Here is a 15,351-nt window from a genome sequence, read left to right as displayed (position 1 = left end):
GTGACATCTCCTGGCGTTCTTGCAGCCTACGCTTCGCGCGTAGCGATGGCGTCAAGCGCCACGATCGCCTGCAGCTTCCCCAGCGTCGGCGGCGCTATCCCTGCCGCTGACCCAGGCGAACAGGGCGATGCCGACCATGATGGCCACGGCACCCAAGACGGCAACCGGTCCGGGTAAAGCCTCGCGCAGGAAGATCACTCCAATAACGGTGGCGAACAGCAGTTCGGCAGCCTGCATCGCCTCCACGCCAGCAAGGGCGGTCGCCTGCCGCCCCACCATCTCGGTCGCATGGAAAAACAGCACCGTGGCGATCACACCTGAAGACAACGCCACACCACCGGCGAGCAAAGCTTCACGGAGCGACGGCGGCCCGATGGTGAGCCACGTGACGACGGCAAGCAGCAACCACAAAGGCCAACTCGCCAACGTCATCCCGAACACACGCTGCACCGCGCCAAGCTTCGTTCCCGTGCGTTCCAGATGCAGCAGGATCATCCGGTTGCCAAGCGGGTAAGCGAAAGCGGCGAAAACCACGGCACCCACCGCAAGCCAAGCCGATGCGTCGAGTGCCCCGTGCGAGTGCCCGAACTGCAGCAACATCACGCCGCCGACGATCAGCACGCCGATCGACAGCGCAGCAACGTGCCAGCGCGCCCGTGCATCGCGATAAATGAAGGGCGCCAGCAAGGGCCCCGCCAATACCGTGGTCTGAAAACTCCCGGCGACGAGCCAGGACGGCCCACTACTCGCCGCCCAGGTCAGCGGCACGCCGAACAACACGAAGCCCACACTGCTCCATGTCAGCCACTGGCGAGCATGGGTGCGCAACTCGTACGGCAACGCGCCCAACCCGCCCTGAAACGGCAGCACCACCGCCAACAACGGCAACGTGATCAGGTAACGAAGTATCACCGCCCACTGCCAATGGCCGCCGCCACTGACGACGGCACGATTCAGGACATAAGTGAGCGTGAAGAACAGCGCCGAGAGTAGCGCGATCGCCACCGCCTTGAGGGCATGGGAACGCATGGAAAGCCTTGCATGAAGCGAAGGCCGAGTGTGCCAGTCTCGCGCGGGTGCGTCAGCCGGTTTCGTTCAATTCCAGGAAGAGTTCCTGCAGCTCGCCGCCGATGACCTGGCCGCCCACGGACAGCGTCACGTCGCCGTCGACACCGGATACCGGACAACAGCCATCGACGATGCCAAGGATATTGGCCGTCGTATCGATCATGACGTTGGCGATCACTTCGATGAGGGTGTCCTTGCCCTCGTCGTCGAGCGTGTTGAACATGGTCAGCGCGCGGATCCACAGGGGATCCACTGCCCGATCCACGGGCGTGGTCCGGAACATCTCGTTGTAGACAGCGAGGTTGTCGCGGACCACGGCGCGCTGGATGGCCTGGACAAAACCATCGGGAGACATAGGGTGCCACCTCGTAAGGAGACAGGTTGAGGACTGCACCCTATGTGTGGGAGGAAGGCCCGGAGGTCAATGGGGCTGTCGGCCTCAATAGTTCTCCCGGCCTGCACGCCGCGGACAGCGCGAGGCGGGCACGTAGCCCGGCCATATCGCGTCATAGAAGTAGCGCTCCAGCGCCGAAGGCGGCTCGCACGGCCGGCCAGCGGCCGGAATCAGCTTCCGCAGCCGGGCCTCGTTGTGTTCCGCCCAGCGCATGACCATGCGCTGCATCAGCGAGACGCCACGCATGGTGGTGCCCTGCCCGCGCCTCGGCCCGTAACGCCAGCGCACGACCCAGTCGCCGTCCTGTGGGCTGACGCGGGCAAACGCCCGCGACGTCCCTTCCAGGATCGCGTACTGCCGTTCCCCCATCTGGACCCAGTGAACCGTTGCCATGGGGCGAGGTTAGGCGGGGGGCGTCTCAGATATGTGGACGGGGCGGCAGGTTTACCTGAACTTTCTCGGGCAAGTGACTGAGCCAGCCGGATTCGGCCGTTCACGGATCAGCGTTGTCGATGTCGTGATCGGACTGGCCATGCCGTGTGAAGCACTGTGGGCCTGCTGCGTGCGCCCAGCCGCCAACGCCATATGGCGCGCGGCCTTCGTCCTCGGAAGCGGCGTCGAAGGTAGCGTATAGCCTGAAGCTGTCTTTGCCGGTCACCTCGTAGTGGTAAGGTGTTCCGGTAACAGGATCGGTCGACACATTGCCACCGACACCCACCGCCGCAAGCGACGAAGGGAGGGCCTTCTTGCGGTCGAGTTCACTACCGATAAGCGTCGAAAGCGTGCGCAGGTTTTGCACACGCTGGTAGTCCAGGCGGAGCGCCCGCTGGTGCGCGGGCGAGCCAAGCAAAGAAAGTCCTGCCACCACGGCCGCCACCATGGCAACGCCACCCGCGATCGCCAGCCACTTCCCCGGGGTCGGCCTGCTCATGCTTCACGCTCGTCGCGGCGAAGATCCCACAGGTAGTAGCCGAATACGGCCACCGAAATGACCGCGGCCACGAGCGCCTTGAGCAGGAAACGGACACTCAACTCGCCGCCGAGCCCGTGATCGACCAGCGTGATCAGGTCACACAGGAGAACGACTGCGGCAAGGAACAGCGTGAGGTAGGTAAGCCAACGCCGCACGCCAGAGAGACGTTTCTCCGGATGCCGGGTGAGCTCGGCGCCGATCTTCAGCGACATACCGATGAAGACCGGAAAGGCGACGATGATCGACGCAATCGACCAACGGATGCCATCCGGAGTGCTTGTCGCGAAACGTGCCGGGTCCGGAAACGCTCGGTTGATCAGGTCGAAAAGCAGACTACCCAGGTGATAGGTGCTCAGGTAAAGCGTGGTGAATAGCGCGAGGTAAAGAAACGCCTCGCGTGCCGACAGGTAAGGCCGCGGCCGCGGCACCGGCAACACGAACGGCACATCCGCAAAACCGGATAGCGCGCTGCGCACCTGCTCGGTAGTCCACCCTGCGGAGCTAAGCGCCGCCCGCACATCCTCCTTGCTGCTTCCCTTCTCCAGCGCCCTGCGAACGAATCGTTCCAGATCCTGCGTGCTGCTTGCTGCTTGCCATGCTGTCCTTCCCCTGGCGTTGACCGGTCGTGGGGTCATCATACGGGGCGCTGGGGCCTTGGTGTAGCGCACTGATGGCTTTTCCGCGGCGCAGAACGCGTCGACAAGCTGGTTGATTTCCGCTTTCGTTGAACACCGTTTCGACGAACCGGTTCTCCCGCGCGGCAAACCGTTCCGATCAGCCCAGCGCTTCCATATGCGTCAGCAACAGCCGCAAACTCTCCCTGCCCTGCCAGTCGTTCACGGACAACTCGTACGCCACCCGCATGCGGCCAGGCGGCGGCGTGCCGTCATAGCAGTTGAACATCACCGCATCCAGCGGCGCCCCGCCCTGCGCGTGACGCAGCTGCAACCGGAGGTGCCGGCTGCCCATCGGCTTCCACGAAGCACATTCGAAGCGTGCCTCGAAGATCGGCGGTGGGAAGCCCTGGCCCCAGGGACCGGCGTAACGCAGCTGCTTCGCCAGGTCGAGCGTGTGGTCGCGGTAGTCGAGTTCGCCATCGGTGTGGACGAGGGACTGGAGGCGCTCGTCGTCGAGATGCGAGCGTGCGGTCGCGTCGAATGCGACAGCGAAACGATCGAAGTCACTGGCGTGCAGGCTGAGACCAGCCGCCATGGCGTGGCCGCCGAATCGCAGGATCAGGCCAGGATGCTTCGCATCGATTTCCGCCAGCGCATCACGAATATGAAACCCAGGAATCGAGCGCGCCGACCCACGCAATTCGTCGCTGTCATCGCCAGCCGGCGCGAAAGCCATCACGGGTCGGTGCAGCTTTTCCTTCAGCTTCGAAGCGATCAGTCCGACGATCCCCGGATGCCAGCCTTCGTCGAATAGCGCGACGCCGACCGAGTCCACGTGGGCGGCACGGGCGACCATCGCTTCGGCTTCTTCGACCATCCCGGCCTGCATCTCGCGACGCTCCTGGTTGATGGCGGAGAGCTGTTCGGCGTAACGACGCGCTATCGCCGCATCGTCGGTGAGCAGGCAGGCGACGCCGAGCGACATGTCTTCAAGACGACCGGCTGCGTTCAGCCGTGGGCCGATCGCGAAGGCGAGGTCGGTCGCACCAATCGTGGCCAGCGAGCGGCCACTCGCTTCGATCAGGGCCGTGATGCCTGCGCAGGCCTTGCCGGCGCGCATGCGTTTCAGGCCCGCTTCGACCAGCACGCGGTTGTTGAAATCCAGCGACACCAGGTCGGCGACGGTTCCCAGCGCGACGAGATCGAGCAGCGCACTGAGGTCCGGTTCGCCGCCAGCGAAGTGACCGGCGTCGCGCATGGCGGCGCGAAGTGCCAGCAACAGGTAGAACATCACGCCGACACCGGCGAGCGCCTTGCTCGGGAACCCGTCGCCTGCGAGATTCGGATTAACCATCGCATTGGCATCAGGCAGCGTGTCGCCCGGCAAATGATGATCGGTGATCAGTACGGCGATACCGCGTGCGCGTGCAGCGGCAACACCAGCCACGCTTGCCACGCCATTGTCGACGGTGACGATCAGGTCCGGCGACGGGTCCAGCGAAGCGACCAGTGCTTCGCTCAGGCCGTAACCATGGACAAAGCGATTGGGCACCACGTGACGAACGTGCCGTGCGCCCAGCAGCCGCAGGCCCCGCTCGGCCACGGCCGTACCGGTGGCGCCGTCGCAGTCGTAATCCCCCGCGATGACAATATGCTTGTCGCTGGCGATGGCTTCCATCAGCAAGGCGACGGCCGCGTCCATGCCGCCTAGCAACGTCGGTGAGAGCATCTTCGCCAGGCGATGTTCGACACCGTCGGGCGTGGGGACGCCACGCGCCGCGTAGATGCGTTGGATGACCGGGTGTACATGCGGAGGCCAGCCGCTGGGCGCGGTGGCGACCTGACGCTGGCGCCAGACGCGCCCGGTCATGCCTTGCGCCAGAAGCGCAGGCGGTGGCTCTTGCGTATCACCATGCGTACGCCATCGGCGAAGGCCAGGCGAAGTTCGGTGCCGGCTTCGAGCCGGGCCTCGATGGCGGGCCACCAGACCTGTTCGAATTCGGCCGGCTGGATGTCCTGAAGGTCGAGCAGGCTGTAGGGCATTTCATCACCTTTACTGCCCTTTGCGGGACTGCTGCCCTTTGTGGGACTGCTGCCCTTTGTGGGGCTGCTGCTCTTTGTGGGAGCCGCTTCAGCGGCGATAGCAGTCTTGCCACGAGCCCCCATCGCCGCTGAAGCGGCTCCCACAGAAGCAGCCGCTGAAGCGGCTCCCACAGGAGCGGCTCCCACAAACGCGGTGCGTGGCTGCACGTCGACGTTGGCTCGGTGGCCCAGGGCCCAGGCGAGCAGATCGTCGCTGTAGATACGACCCAGACCGCACTCGACCCAGTCCGGCAGCGCACCCGCGCCCCACAACCACACGCTGTTGACCGGCGGCAGGCCTCGCGCGACGCGTGCCGCATTCACTGGATGGTTGTGCAACACCACCTGCGCCTCGTTGATCAGCGCACGCCAGCGACGGCCTTCCTCGCCCTTGGGCAATTGCTCGAAGAGATCCGCACCCAGCGCCTCTTCGGGCTCGGGGAACGACGGCACGTCGACGTACCTGGGCAGGCTTAACTGCCAGTGCTGCGAATCGCCGACAAGCAGCTTCATGCCCTCGGCCTCGAAGGTCTCGGCGAGGGCATGGACCAGGGCCATGGACTCTTCCAGCCGCAGGCCGAGATTGCCGCAGGCGAGAAGGCGTGCGCCGTTGAGTTCCGGCTGCACCCAGGCGGGATCCGCCGAGAGCCATAGCGCGTCGCCGGCGTCGCCCGCCACGGATTGACGGATGAGCGCGGCGGCCGGCAGCGGCCCGCTCGGCCAGCGGAACTGTTCGGCCATCGCCACGAGGTATCCGGGCATGGCCGCCGGCAAGGTGGTGCCGCGCGCGAGCCACGCCGCGAAGGCGGGTACATGGCGAAGCTTGTCGCGGTTCGGCAGCAGGACGTTGACCGCAGCGCTCATGCTCAGACCTCGATCTGTTCCAGTATCCCGAGCCATTCCAGCTCGAGCGCTTCTTTTTCGCCGCGCAGTTCGGCCTGGCGCTGGCCGAGTTTCATCAGGTCCGACGTGCCGCCACCGTACACGGTCGGGTCGGCAAGCTTGCCTTCGATGCTGGTCAGTTCCTGGTCCATCGTTGCGATGAGCGTCTCGATTTTCTTCACGCGGGCACGCAGCGGCTTCTCTTTCTCGCGCTCGTCGGCGCTGAGCTTGCGCTTCTCTTTCGCAGCCTCTTGCACCGGTGCGTTCTGTGGCGCCGAGGCGACAGCCGCGGTCTTGCGCGTGGTGCCGCGCGTGCGCAACCACTTGGCGTAGTCGTCCAGGTCGCCGTCGAACGGTTCGGCCTTGCCGTCGGCCACACGCCAGAACTCGTCGCAGACCATGCCGAGCAGATGGCGATCATGCGAGACGAGCACGAGCGCGCCATCGAAGTCGGCCAGCGCATCGGCGAGTGCTTCGCGCATATCGAGGTCGAGATGGTTGGTCGGCTCGTCGAGCAGCAGCAGGTTCGGCTTGTCCCAGGCGATCAGCGCAAGGGCAAGGCGTGCACGTTCGCCACCGGAGAACTTGTCCACCGGTTCGAAGACGCGATCGGCCGGGAAGTTCCATGTGCCGAGATAGTCGCGCAGCACCTGCGCGCCGGCATTCGGTGCCTTCTCCTGAAGGTGGTCGAACGCGCTCCAGCCTTCGTGCAGGCTTTCGACCGTGTGCTGGGCGAAGTAGCCGATCTTCATGTCCTTGTGGAACGTGCGCTCGCCGACCATCGGCTCGAGTTCGCCGACCAGGGATTTGACCATGGTGGATTTACCGGCGCCGTTCGGGCCGAGCAGCCCGATGCGATCGCCGGCTTCCAGCCCGAAGGCGACATCGTGGAGCACGACGTGATCGCCATAGCCCGCATCGATGTGATCGAGCTGCAGCATCGAGGTCGGCAACCGGTCGGGCGTGGGGAACGAGAAGCTGAAGGAACGCTCCGCACGCACGGCTTCGGTGCCGGCCATCTTTTCCAGGCGCTTCATGCGCGACTGCGCCTGCTTGGCCTTCGATGCCTTGGCCTTGAAGCGGTCGATGAAGGACTGCAGGTGAGCGCGCTCGGCCTGTTCGCGTACGTGCGCGATCTGCTGCTGGCGCAGGTGTTCCGCGCGCTGGCGTTCGAAGGCGGTGTAGTCGCCGGTGTAGAGCTTGGCCTTGCCTTCGTGCAGGTGCAGCGTGTGCGAGATCACGCCGTCGAGGAATTCGCGATCGTGCGAGATGATCAGCAGCGTGCCGGGGTAGCGGCGCAACCATTCTTCCAGCCAGAGCACGGCGTCGAGATCGAGATGGTTGGTCGGTTCGTCGAGCAGGAGCAGGTCCGATGGCGCCATCAGCGCACGCGCCAGGTTCAAACGAACGCGCCAGCCACCCGAGAACGAGGCGACGGGCTGCTCGTGGGTCTCCGGACTGAAGCCCAGCCCATGCATGAGCCGTCCGGCACGCGCACGCGCGTCGTAGCCGTTGACCTCTTCGATGCGCATGTTCGCCCTGGCCACCGCTTCGTAGTCTTCCGCCTCGTAGGCGTCGGCTTCCATCTTCAGCGCAGCGGCCACTTCGACGTCACCGCCGAGCACGTATTCGATCGCGGGATCGGGCAAGGCCGGGGTTTCCTGGGCTACCGAGGCCAGGCGGACCTTGGTGGGCATGTCCAGGTCGCCGACTTCCGGCTCCAGCTCACCCTTGAGGGCAGCGAACAGGGTCGACTTGCCACAGCCGTTGCGGCCGATGACGCCCAGGGCCCAGCCGCTCTGGATAGTGAGGTCCATCTGCGAAAGCAGCGTACGGCTGCCCCGGCGCAGGGCGAGGTTGCGAAAAGAGATCATGGATAGGGTTACTGCGATGAGCGACTGCCCATGATAGCTGCCCCGCCCTCCGCTGGGGCCGAAACGCGACACAGCACACAGCCGTGAAGCCCGGCACACGCCGCCCATGGCGCGGGATGGGGCGGCATGTTAAAACGGCGTCTTGCGCCGCATGGGGAGCGCGACGGAGCCGACATGAATACCTTCAAGCCTGTTTTCACCGCGATCGCCCTGGCCATCGTGTCCGCGTCCGTGGCGCCTTCGGTACACGCCGACAGCCTGCTGATGCAGCGTGTCCAGCAGGAAAAGGGCATGAGCCTGCCCAAGAAGGGCATGAGCATGGCCCAGGTGGAACGCCAGTTCGGCGCGCCGACCTCCAAGCTCGACGCCCGCGGCGGCGGCAGCGCCAAGCAGCCGGTCATTAACCGCTGGATGTACCCGGGCTACATCGTCTATTTCGAGCGCAGCCATGTCGTCCACACGGTGCTGAACACACCGGCGGGGAACAATACGAATCCGCAGGCGCCAAAATAAGCCGCGAGCACCCATCGCCGCTGAAGCGGCTCCCACACAAAGCCGCCCGCGATGCTCTGGGCAGGTCTTGTGTGGGAGCCGCCCCCGATGCTCTGGGCAGGTTTTGTGTGGGAGCCGCCCCCGATGCTCTGGGCAGGTCTTGTGTGGGGGCCGCCCCCGATAATCTGGGCAGGTTTTGTGTGGGAGCCGCTTCAGCGGCGATTGCCCGTTAGGGCAACGGTAACCCGGAAGCCCTACAATAGCCGGCTTCCCCCGCTGCCTCCCCGCCTGCCATGACCGACCGCACTTCTTATCGACTTCCCGCCGAATGGGAGCCGCAGGCCGGCGTGCTGATCGCCTGGCCGCATGCCGACACCGACTGGGCCGACCGGCTGGCCGAGGTCGAGACGACCTACGTGGCGCTGGCCACCGCGGTGACCCGATTCGAACCGCTGCACATCATCGTGGCCGATGCCGCGCTGCGTGAGCGCGCCCGCCTGGCGATCACCGAAGCCGGCGCGGACCTCTCGCGCGTGCATTTCATCGAGCTGCCCTACGACGACACCTGGCTGCGCGATTCCGGTCCGATCACACTGACCGGCCCGAACGGCGTGCTGCTCAACGATTACCGGTTCACCGGCTGGGGCGGCAAGTTCGGCGCCGAGCAGGACGACGCCCTGATCTCCGGCCTGCTCGAGCGCGGCGTGCTTTCCGGCCTGCCGCACAAGCGCATCGACTGGGCTCTGGAAGGCGGCGGCATCGAGAGCGACGGCCGCGGCACCATCCTGACCACCTGGAAGTGCCTCAACCAGCGCCATCCGGAGCTCTCCCGGGAAACAATGACCGAGACGCTCGCCAGCACCCTGCACGCCGAGCGCGTGCTGTGGCTGGACCACGGCTACCTTGAAGGCGACGACACCGACGCCCATATCGACACGCTGGCGCGCTTCTCCGAGGACGGCGGCATCGTGTACCAGGCTTGCGACGACGAGAGCGACCCGCACTTCGCCGAACTGGGCCAGATGGGCTCGGAACTCGCCGCGCTGCGCTCGCCCGAAGGCAAGCCCTACCCGCTGCATCCGCTGCCCTGGGCCGAGCCGATCCTCGACGAGGGTCGCCGTCTGGCGGCGTCCTACGCGAACTACCTGATCGTCAACGGCGCGGTACTCGTGCCGGCATATGGCGACAGCAAGGACGCCGAAGCGGCGCGGATCATCGGCCTGGCCCATCCGGGCCGCGAAGTCGTCCAGGTGCCGTGCCGTCCGTTGATCTGGCAGAACGGCAGCCTGCATTGCATCACCATGCAGCTGCCCGCCGCGATCGCCCAGTAATCCGAGGAAGACGAGATGACCCGCAAGACCCTCAAGGTCGCCCTGCTCCAGGAAACCGACCGCGGTAGCCGCGACGCCAACCTGGATGCGATCGAGGCCGGCCTGCGTGAAGCCGCGAAAGCCGGCGTCGAACTGGTGCTGCTGCAGGAACTGCACAACGGCCCATATTTCTGCCAGCGCGAGAGCGTGGACGTGTTCGATCTGGCCGAGACCATCCCCGGCCCGGGCACCGAACGCATCGGCAAGCTCGCCGAGGAACTCAAGCTCGTCGTCATCGCGTCGATCTTCGAGAAGCGCGCGACCGGCCTGTACCACAACACGGCCGTGGTCTTCGATCGCTCGCGCGAGATCGCCGGCAAGTACCGCAAGATGCACATCCCCGACGACCCGGCGTTCTACGAGAAGTTCTACTTCACGCCGGGCGATCTCGGGTTCGACCCGATCCAGACCTCGGTCGGCAAGCTCGGCGTGCTGGTGTGCTGGGACCAGTGGTATCCGGAAGCCGCGCGCCTGATGGCGCTGGCCGGCGCCGACATCCTGTTCTATCCCACCGCCATCGGCTGGGACCCGAACGACGACGATGCCGAGAAGGCCCGCCAGCGCGAAGCCTGGATCACCGTGCAGCGCGGCCACGCCGTCGCCAACGGTCTGCCCCTGCTCTCGTGCAATCGCACGGGCTACGAGGCTGACCCGTCGAACGTCGGCAGCGGCATCCAGTTCTGGGGCTCGAGCTTCGTGGCCGGGCCACAGGGCGAGTTCATCGCCCAGGCCGGCACCGACGGTAGCGAACTGCTCATCTGCGACGTCGACATGGAGCGCAGCGAGCATGTCCGCCGCATCTGGCCGTTCCTGCGCGACCGCCGCATCGACGCCTACGGCGACCTGACCAAGCGCTTCCGCGACTGATCCCCCTCTTAAGGACTCCGAGCGCATGATCCCTGCCGAGAACGACGCAACGCTCCCCGCCGCCCTGGAAGGCCAACCTATCGAGCGCATGAGGCGCGACGGGGTCGACTACGTCATCCTCGGCACGGCTCACGTGTCGCGCGCGAGCGTGCACGCGGTCGAGGCCCTGCTCGACACCGAGCATTTCGATGCGGTCGCCGTCGAACTCTGCGCCAGTCGCGCGCACGGCATCCGCGATCCGGAAGCGTTCAAGCAACTCGATCTCTTCCAGGTGATCCGCCAGGGCAAGGCCGGCATGGTGGCGGCGAGCCTCGTCCTCGGCTCGTTCCAGAAGCGGCTCGCCGCGCAGTACGGCATCGAGCCCGGCGCCGAGATGAAGGCCGCGATGGATGGCGCCGATGCGCGCAACCTCCCGGTCTGGCTGGTCGACCGCGAGGTCGGCACGACACTCAAGCGCGCCTGGCGCAGCGTCGGTTTCTTCCAACGTTTCGGTCTGCTGGCCGGCATGCTCGGCAGCGTGTTCGAGCGCGAGGAGATCGCCGAAGCCGACATCGAGAAGCTGAAGGAATCCGATCTGCTCGAAAGCGCTTTCAGCGAGTTCGCCACCAACTCGGCGCCGCTGTACAACGCACTGATTGCCGAGCGCGACACGTACATGGCCGCGCGCCTGCGCGAGAACGGCTTGCGCATGGATGCCGAGGCACCGACGCGCAAGGTGCTCGTCGTCATCGGTGCAGGCCATCTCAAGGGCATGAGCGAGAAGCTTGCCCACCAGCATGGCGACGCCCAGGCCCTCGCGGACGACCTCGCTGTCACCCCGCCCGCGTCGAAGTGGCCGAAGGTCGTCGCCGTCGGCCTGGTGCTGGCGATCTTCGCCGCCATCGGCTTTGCCTTCTACCGCAGCCCGAGCCTGGGCGCCGATGCCGTGAAGAGCTGGATCATCATGACCGGCGGCCTCTCGGCGCTCGGCGCCCTCATCGCCGGCGGCCATCCGCTTTCGATCGTCGCGGCCTTCATCGCCGGGCCGCTGAAACCGTTCCGTCCCGGCATCCCCTCCGGCGCCTTCAGCGCCATGGCCGAGGCCTGGATCCGCAAGCCACGCGTGGTCGACTTCGAGCACCTGCGCGACGACATCACCCATTGGACCGGCTGGTGGAAGAATCGCGTAGCGCGGACCCTGCTCAATTTCTTCCTGGTCTGCGCCGGTACCATTGCGGGCGAGTACATCGCGGGATTCCATATCATTCGCAGCCTGATCTGAGGCCGGCGCCCCCTGAGTTGTCCGTCGTCGCAACAGGCCTCTATACTTCGACGGCTTTTCAACCCCGGCCCCGCCCGGCACCCAGGGAACTCTTAATGAAGCGTCTGCAACTGGTTGGTCTGATCGCTGTAGCACTGTGCGCCGCGTCCGCCGCGCACGCCGAAGGGGACAAGGCCAAGGGACGGACGCTGGTCTATACCTGCAACGGCTGCCACGGCGTGCCGGGCTATGCCAACGCTTACCCCGAGTACCACGTACCGCACATCGCGGGCCAGAACGAGCAGTACATCGTCAACGCCCTCAAGGCCTACAAGAGCGGCGAGCGCACCCACCCGACGATGGGTATCCAGGCGCAGAGCCTGTCCGATGAGGAAATCGCGGACGTTGCCGCCTACCTCTCCAGTCTCGCCAAGTAAGCCGCCGAGGACGAATGATGATCCGTGGGTATTCCCTGCTAGCCATGGGCGCGCTGCTTGCGCTGACCGCCACCCAGACCTTCGCCGCCGGTGACCCCGCGCGCGGCAAGACCAAGATCGCCACCTGCGTGGCCTGCCACGGCCAGGATGGCAACGCCGTCGACCCGCAGTACCCGCGACTGGCCGGCCAGTACGCCGACTATCTCGCGATGGCCCTGCACGAGTACAAGGACGGCCGCCGCGGCAACCCGATCATGAAGGGCTTCGCCGCCACCCTGTCCGACCAGGACATCGAGGATGTCTCGGCGTACTTCGCCACCATGCCGACCAAGCTGGATGGCCTGGAGCATCACGTGCAGGGCAGCGACTAATCAAGTGGGCAGAGATTAATCAGATGGGCAGAGACTAATCAGATGTGGGAGCCGCTTCAGCGGCGATTGGGCTTGCCGCGACCTGCCATCGCCGCTGAAGCGGCTCCCACACAGAGCAGTCACTGAGCAGTCACTGAGCCGACAGAGCCGACAGAGCACCTATACCACCTTAGCCGGCGGCTTTGGCGAAATACGGCGTCTCACCGGTTTCATGGTCGGTGACGTCGCGCACCTCGGTGATTTCCGGAATACGTTCGCGCAGCGTTTTCTCGACGCCGTTCTTCAGCGTCACATCCACCATGCCGCAACCATGGCAGCCGCCGCCGAAGCGCAGCACCACGATATTGCCGGCGGCGACCTCGACCAGTGAAATGCGCCCACCGTGCGAGGCGATCTGCGGGGCGATTTCGGACTCCAGCACGAACTGCACGCGCTCGATGAGGCCGGCGCCCTCGCCCGGTGCCTCGCCCTTGATCCGCGGTGCGCGGATATTGAGCTGGCTGCCGGTGGCGGTGGTCTCGTAGTCGATGCTGGCCGGATCCAGCCAGCGCGCGCTCTCACCGTCCACGTAGAGATTGAAGCCCGTGCATTCGATGGTCCATTCGTCGCCGGTGAGTTCCGAGGTGGAGCAGAACTCCAGTTCGCACTGCGCAGAGGGCGTACCGGCATGGACCACGCGCACGCGAATGCCGAGGTCGTCGTCGCCCTGCTGCGAGAGCAGACGCTGGAAATGCGCCTGTGCGCGCTCCGAGATGTCGATCATGGGTGGCTCCGGACTGGGTCCAGCGTGGGGGCGCCGGATATAGCACCATTCTAGTCCTGTTTCGATTTTAGCGCCGCCTTTTGACAATTCAAGCGCGACCGCCGACGCTTCGCGCTTTAAGCGAACGGATGTTCACCATGCCCCTCTCCCCCCTGGCCAGCCAGCACTGCACGCCACGCAAGGGCGCCGAGAACGCGCTCGATCGCGCGGCCATCGACAGCCACCTGGCGACCCTGCCGGGATGGAAGGTCACCGCGGACGGCAAGGCCATCGTCAAGGATTTCCCGTTCAAGGACTTCCACCACACACTTGGCTTCATCAATGCGGTCGGCTTCATGGCCAATCAGGAAGATCACCACCCCGACCTCGAGGCCGGCTACGGCCACTGCCAGGTGCTGTGGTCCACCCATGACGTGGGCGGACTGTCGCTCAACGACATGATCTGCGCCGCCCGCGTCGAGGCCTTGCTCGATCGCTGAGATGCTCAAGCTGCCGCCTCGCTGGACCGCCGCCGCGGCAGTGCTGCTGGCGGTCGCCTCGCTTTTTGTCCTGCCCTGGTTCGCCGCGGCGGTCGTACGGGGAGCGATCGAACGCGACAGCGCGAACGACCGTGCCACGTATGCCGCGGGTTCGTCGCCCTGGCGGTGGCATTTTCGCGGCAGCGACGATGTCGTTGCCGGGCGGGCCTTCGGCGGCGGCCGCCTGCAACAGGCTGCCCGCGGCCTGCAGGTGCAGGCCACCGACGGCACCCCGTTCGAGGTCGGCCTTCCGTTACGGCGCGAGGCCGACCTGCGCGCGTTGACGACACTGCGCCTGGAGGGCTTCGCGTCGGCGCCTGGCCGTTACGGTCTCGCCGTTCGCCAGACACTGCAGGCACCCGAGATCCGGGCCGATCTTGGAGAATGGCGGCCGGAGGCCTTGTCGCGCGCCCTGCCGCTCGACCGCCTGACATGGCGCGACGCCACCGGCCACAAAGTGAATGCACCCGGCCGCGCCGCCATGCTGCGGATCGTCGCAACGTTACCGGCTGGCAAGACGCTGACCCTCCGCGAGGCCGCCCTCGTGCCCTCGCCGGGATGGCTACCGCCGGCCGCCATGGCTTTGCCGGGGGGGCTGACTGCCGAAGGCCTGCTCGACTGGCGTGACGATCGACTGGCCACCTCGCCGACGGCCAGCTTCGGGCTGGCGCGGGCGCAACCGTCGGCACCGGCGTGGCAACCCTGGGCCGCACCGCTGCTCTATCTGCTCGTGCTGGTGATCGTGCCGCGGATACGCGTCACGATGACATCCGGCGATCCGGAGGCGCCGACGAACGCCAAGGCGGGGCCTGTCGAGGCCTTGCTCGTCCTGGCCGGGCCACTCTGGTTCATCGCAGGCCTCGGGCTATCGGTGCGGCCGGCCGCTCCCGCTGTCGCGATGTTCCTGCTCGGTGTCGCCTACGCCCTGCTACTGGCGGGCAGACGGCGTCTTCCGCGCTGGCACTGGTTCGGCGCCTGGCATGCGGCCGGCTGGCCGTTGCTCGCCCTGCCCGTCACCATCGCCATCCTCGCGGTGGCCGGGCACGCGCCCGTCTGGCCGACGGCAGGGCGCGCCCTGCTCTATATCGGCTGGGCCTTCTTCCAGCAGTGGCTGATCCTGGCCGTGGTCGCCGCGCTGCTCGCGCGGGCACTCCCGCGGCCGCTGGCGGTGTTGCTCGCCGCGCTGGCGTTCGCCCTGCTACACACGCCCAATGGCCTGCTGATGCAGTTGTGCTTCGTCGCCGAGCTTGGCTGGGCCTGGTGGTACCTGCATCGCCGGGCGCTGCTACCGGTGGCGCTGGCGCATGCATTCAGCGCCCTGCTCCTGCAGGCCTGCCTCGCCGGCGGGATCCTGCGCTCCCTCGAAGTGAGCGCCCGCTTCCTCGGTTGACCGGTCTGTGTCG

Annotated in this window: 17 protein-coding genes; 8 read left to right on the top strand and 9 right to left on the bottom strand. The window is 66.2% G+C overall.

Annotation, left to right across the window (positions count from 1 at the left end; all coding sequences use genetic code 11):
- Window positions 1–51: 51 nt before the first annotated feature.
- The 8 genes from VM621_RS11425 to VM621_RS11390 form a co-directional block, all read right to left on the bottom strand.
- Complete coding sequence (locus tag VM621_RS11425) at window positions 52–1,005, bottom strand: multidrug resistance efflux transporter family protein (RefSeq protein ID WP_325469069.1); 954 nt, start codon at window positions 1,003–1,005, stop codon at window positions 52–54.
- Window positions 1,006–1,081: 76 nt separating this feature from the next.
- Window positions 1,082–1,423 (bottom strand): hypothetical protein, encoded by a 342-nt coding sequence (locus VM621_RS11420; RefSeq protein WP_325469068.1) that lies wholly within the window; start codon window positions 1,421–1,423, stop codon window positions 1,082–1,084.
- 84 nt (window positions 1,424–1,507) lie between these two features.
- Window positions 1,508–1,855, bottom strand: coding sequence for a hypothetical protein (locus tag VM621_RS11415; protein ID WP_325469067.1), 348 nt, complete (start codon window positions 1,853–1,855; stop codon window positions 1,508–1,510).
- A 100-nt stretch (window positions 1,856–1,955) separates the two neighbouring features.
- Window positions 1,956–2,393 carry a hypothetical protein gene (locus VM621_RS11410; RefSeq protein WP_325469066.1) on the bottom strand — a complete coding sequence of 146 codons (438 nt, stop codon included), beginning with the start codon at window positions 2,391–2,393 and terminating at the stop codon, window positions 1,956–1,958.
- The gene (locus VM621_RS11405) at window positions 2,390–3,073 is read right to left on the bottom strand and encodes a DUF5671 domain-containing protein (RefSeq protein ID WP_325469065.1); all 684 of its coding nucleotides are present in this window, start codon (window positions 3,071–3,073) and stop codon (window positions 2,390–2,392) included. Before VM621_RS11405 ends, VM621_RS11410 begins: the two co-directional genes overlap by 4 nt.
- A 136-nt stretch (window positions 3,074–3,209) precedes the next feature.
- Window positions 3,210–4,922, bottom strand: a complete 1,713-nt coding sequence (gene recJ, locus VM621_RS11400) for a single-stranded-DNA-specific exonuclease RecJ (RefSeq protein WP_325469064.1) — start codon at window positions 4,920–4,922, stop codon at window positions 3,210–3,212.
- Window positions 4,919–5,998, bottom strand: coding sequence for a phosphoglycerate mutase (locus tag VM621_RS11395; RefSeq protein ID WP_325469063.1), 1,080 nt, complete (start codon window positions 5,996–5,998; stop codon window positions 4,919–4,921). Before VM621_RS11395 ends, recJ begins: the two co-directional genes overlap by 4 nt.
- 2 nt (window positions 5,999–6,000) lie before the next feature.
- Window positions 6,001–7,890 (bottom strand): ABC-F family ATP-binding cassette domain-containing protein, encoded by a 1,890-nt coding sequence (locus tag VM621_RS11390; RefSeq protein ID WP_325469062.1) that lies wholly within the window; start codon window positions 7,888–7,890, stop codon window positions 6,001–6,003.
- Window positions 7,891–8,064: 174 nt separating this feature from the next.
- Here VM621_RS11390 and VM621_RS11385 point away from each other — a divergent pair, with 174 nt between their 5' ends.
- The 6 genes from VM621_RS11385 to VM621_RS11360 all read left to right on the top strand — a co-directional run bounded on the left by VM621_RS11385 (window position 8,065) and on the right by VM621_RS11360 (window position 12,667).
- Window positions 8,065–8,403 carry a hypothetical protein gene (locus tag VM621_RS11385; protein WP_325469061.1) on the top strand — a complete coding sequence of 113 codons (339 nt, stop codon included), beginning with the start codon at window positions 8,065–8,067 and terminating at the stop codon, window positions 8,401–8,403.
- A gap of 272 nt (window positions 8,404–8,675) precedes the next feature.
- Entirely contained in the window at window positions 8,676–9,713 is a 1,038-nt protein-coding gene (locus tag VM621_RS11380; protein ID WP_325469060.1) for an agmatine deiminase family protein, read from the top strand.
- Between the two features lie 15 nt (window positions 9,714–9,728).
- Window positions 9,729–10,619: a carbon-nitrogen hydrolase gene (locus VM621_RS11375; RefSeq protein WP_325469059.1), complete on the top strand. Its 891-nt coding sequence runs from the start codon at window positions 9,729–9,731 to the stop codon at window positions 10,617–10,619.
- Window positions 10,620–10,644: 25 nt separating this feature from the next.
- A complete protein-coding gene (locus tag VM621_RS11370) occupies window positions 10,645–11,880 on the top strand; it encodes a TraB/GumN family protein (protein WP_325469058.1) in 1,236 nt (411 codons plus the stop codon).
- A 95-nt stretch (window positions 11,881–11,975) separates the two neighbouring features.
- A complete protein-coding gene (locus tag VM621_RS11365; RefSeq protein WP_046969130.1) occupies window positions 11,976–12,296 on the top strand; it encodes a c-type cytochrome in 321 nt (106 codons plus the stop codon).
- 17 nt (window positions 12,297–12,313) lie between these two features.
- Window positions 12,314–12,667, top strand: coding sequence for a cytochrome c (locus VM621_RS11360; RefSeq protein ID WP_325469159.1), 354 nt, complete (start codon window positions 12,314–12,316; stop codon window positions 12,665–12,667).
- 169 nt (window positions 12,668–12,836) lie between these two features.
- On the opposite strand, the gene VM621_RS11355 is transcribed toward VM621_RS11360, so the two are convergent.
- Window positions 12,837–13,430: an NfuA family Fe-S biogenesis protein gene (locus tag VM621_RS11355; RefSeq protein ID WP_325469057.1), complete on the bottom strand. Its 594-nt coding sequence runs from the start codon at window positions 13,428–13,430 to the stop codon at window positions 12,837–12,839.
- A 137-nt stretch (window positions 13,431–13,567) separates the two neighbouring features.
- Between VM621_RS11355 and VM621_RS11350 the strand changes: the two genes are divergently transcribed.
- Window positions 13,568–13,909 carry a 4a-hydroxytetrahydrobiopterin dehydratase gene (locus tag VM621_RS11350; RefSeq protein ID WP_325469056.1) on the top strand — a complete coding sequence of 114 codons (342 nt, stop codon included), beginning with the start codon at window positions 13,568–13,570 and terminating at the stop codon, window positions 13,907–13,909.
- A 1-nt stretch (window position 13,910) separates the two neighbouring features.
- Window positions 13,911–15,338 (top strand): type II CAAX prenyl endopeptidase Rce1 family protein, encoded by a 1,428-nt coding sequence (locus tag VM621_RS11345; protein ID WP_325469055.1) that lies wholly within the window; start codon window positions 13,911–13,913, stop codon window positions 15,336–15,338.
- Window positions 15,339–15,351: the final 13 nt, after the last annotated feature.

The organism is Luteibacter sp. (assembly GCF_035539195.1).
Lineage (GTDB): Bacteria > Pseudomonadota > Gammaproteobacteria > Xanthomonadales > Rhodanobacteraceae > Luteibacter.
Note: the sequence above shows the minus strand (reverse complement) of the source record. Positions and strands in the feature narration are given on the sequence as shown.

What these genes read in the sequence shown, in the direction of transcription:
- VM621_RS11415 (WP_325469067.1), bottom strand. Translation starts at nt 1,855, where the DNA reads ATGGCAACGGTTCACTGGGTCCAGATGGGGGAACGGCAGTACGCGATC.
- VM621_RS11360 (WP_325469159.1), top strand. Translation starts at nt 12,314, where the DNA reads ATGATCCGTGGGTATTCCCTGCTAGCCATGGGCGCGCTGCTTGCGCTG.
- VM621_RS11365 (WP_046969130.1), top strand. Translation starts at nt 11,976, where the DNA reads ATGAAGCGTCTGCAACTGGTTGGTCTGATCGCTGTAGCACTGTGCGCC.
- VM621_RS11370 (WP_325469058.1), top strand. Translation starts at nt 10,645, where the DNA reads ATGATCCCTGCCGAGAACGACGCAACGCTCCCCGCCGCCCTGGAAGGC.
- VM621_RS11355 (WP_325469057.1), bottom strand. Translation starts at nt 13,430, where the DNA reads ATGATCGACATCTCGGAGCGCGCACAGGCGCATTTCCAGCGTCTGCTC.
- VM621_RS11420 (WP_325469068.1), bottom strand. Translation starts at nt 1,423, where the DNA reads ATGTCTCCCGATGGTTTTGTCCAGGCCATCCAGCGCGCCGTGGTCCGC.
- VM621_RS11345 (WP_325469055.1), top strand. Translation starts at nt 13,911, where the DNA reads ATGCTCAAGCTGCCGCCTCGCTGGACCGCCGCCGCGGCAGTGCTGCTG.
- recJ (WP_325469064.1), bottom strand. Translation starts at nt 4,922, where the DNA reads ATGACCGGGCGCGTCTGGCGCCAGCGTCAGGTCGCCACCGCGCCCAGC.
- VM621_RS11375 (WP_325469059.1), top strand. Translation starts at nt 9,729, where the DNA reads ATGACCCGCAAGACCCTCAAGGTCGCCCTGCTCCAGGAAACCGACCGC.
- VM621_RS11395 (WP_325469063.1), bottom strand. Translation starts at nt 5,998, where the DNA reads ATGAGCGCTGCGGTCAACGTCCTGCTGCCGAACCGCGACAAGCTTCGC.
- VM621_RS11380 (WP_325469060.1), top strand. Translation starts at nt 8,676, where the DNA reads ATGACCGACCGCACTTCTTATCGACTTCCCGCCGAATGGGAGCCGCAG.
- VM621_RS11410 (WP_325469066.1), bottom strand. Translation starts at nt 2,393, where the DNA reads ATGAGCAGGCCGACCCCGGGGAAGTGGCTGGCGATCGCGGGTGGCGTT.
- VM621_RS11350 (WP_325469056.1), top strand. Translation starts at nt 13,568, where the DNA reads ATGCCCCTCTCCCCCCTGGCCAGCCAGCACTGCACGCCACGCAAGGGC.
- VM621_RS11385 (WP_325469061.1), top strand. Translation starts at nt 8,065, where the DNA reads ATGAATACCTTCAAGCCTGTTTTCACCGCGATCGCCCTGGCCATCGTG.
- VM621_RS11390 (WP_325469062.1), bottom strand. Translation starts at nt 7,890, where the DNA reads ATGATCTCTTTTCGCAACCTCGCCCTGCGCCGGGGCAGCCGTACGCTG.
- VM621_RS11405 (WP_325469065.1), bottom strand. Translation starts at nt 3,073, where the DNA reads ATGATGACCCCACGACCGGTCAACGCCAGGGGAAGGACAGCATGGCAA.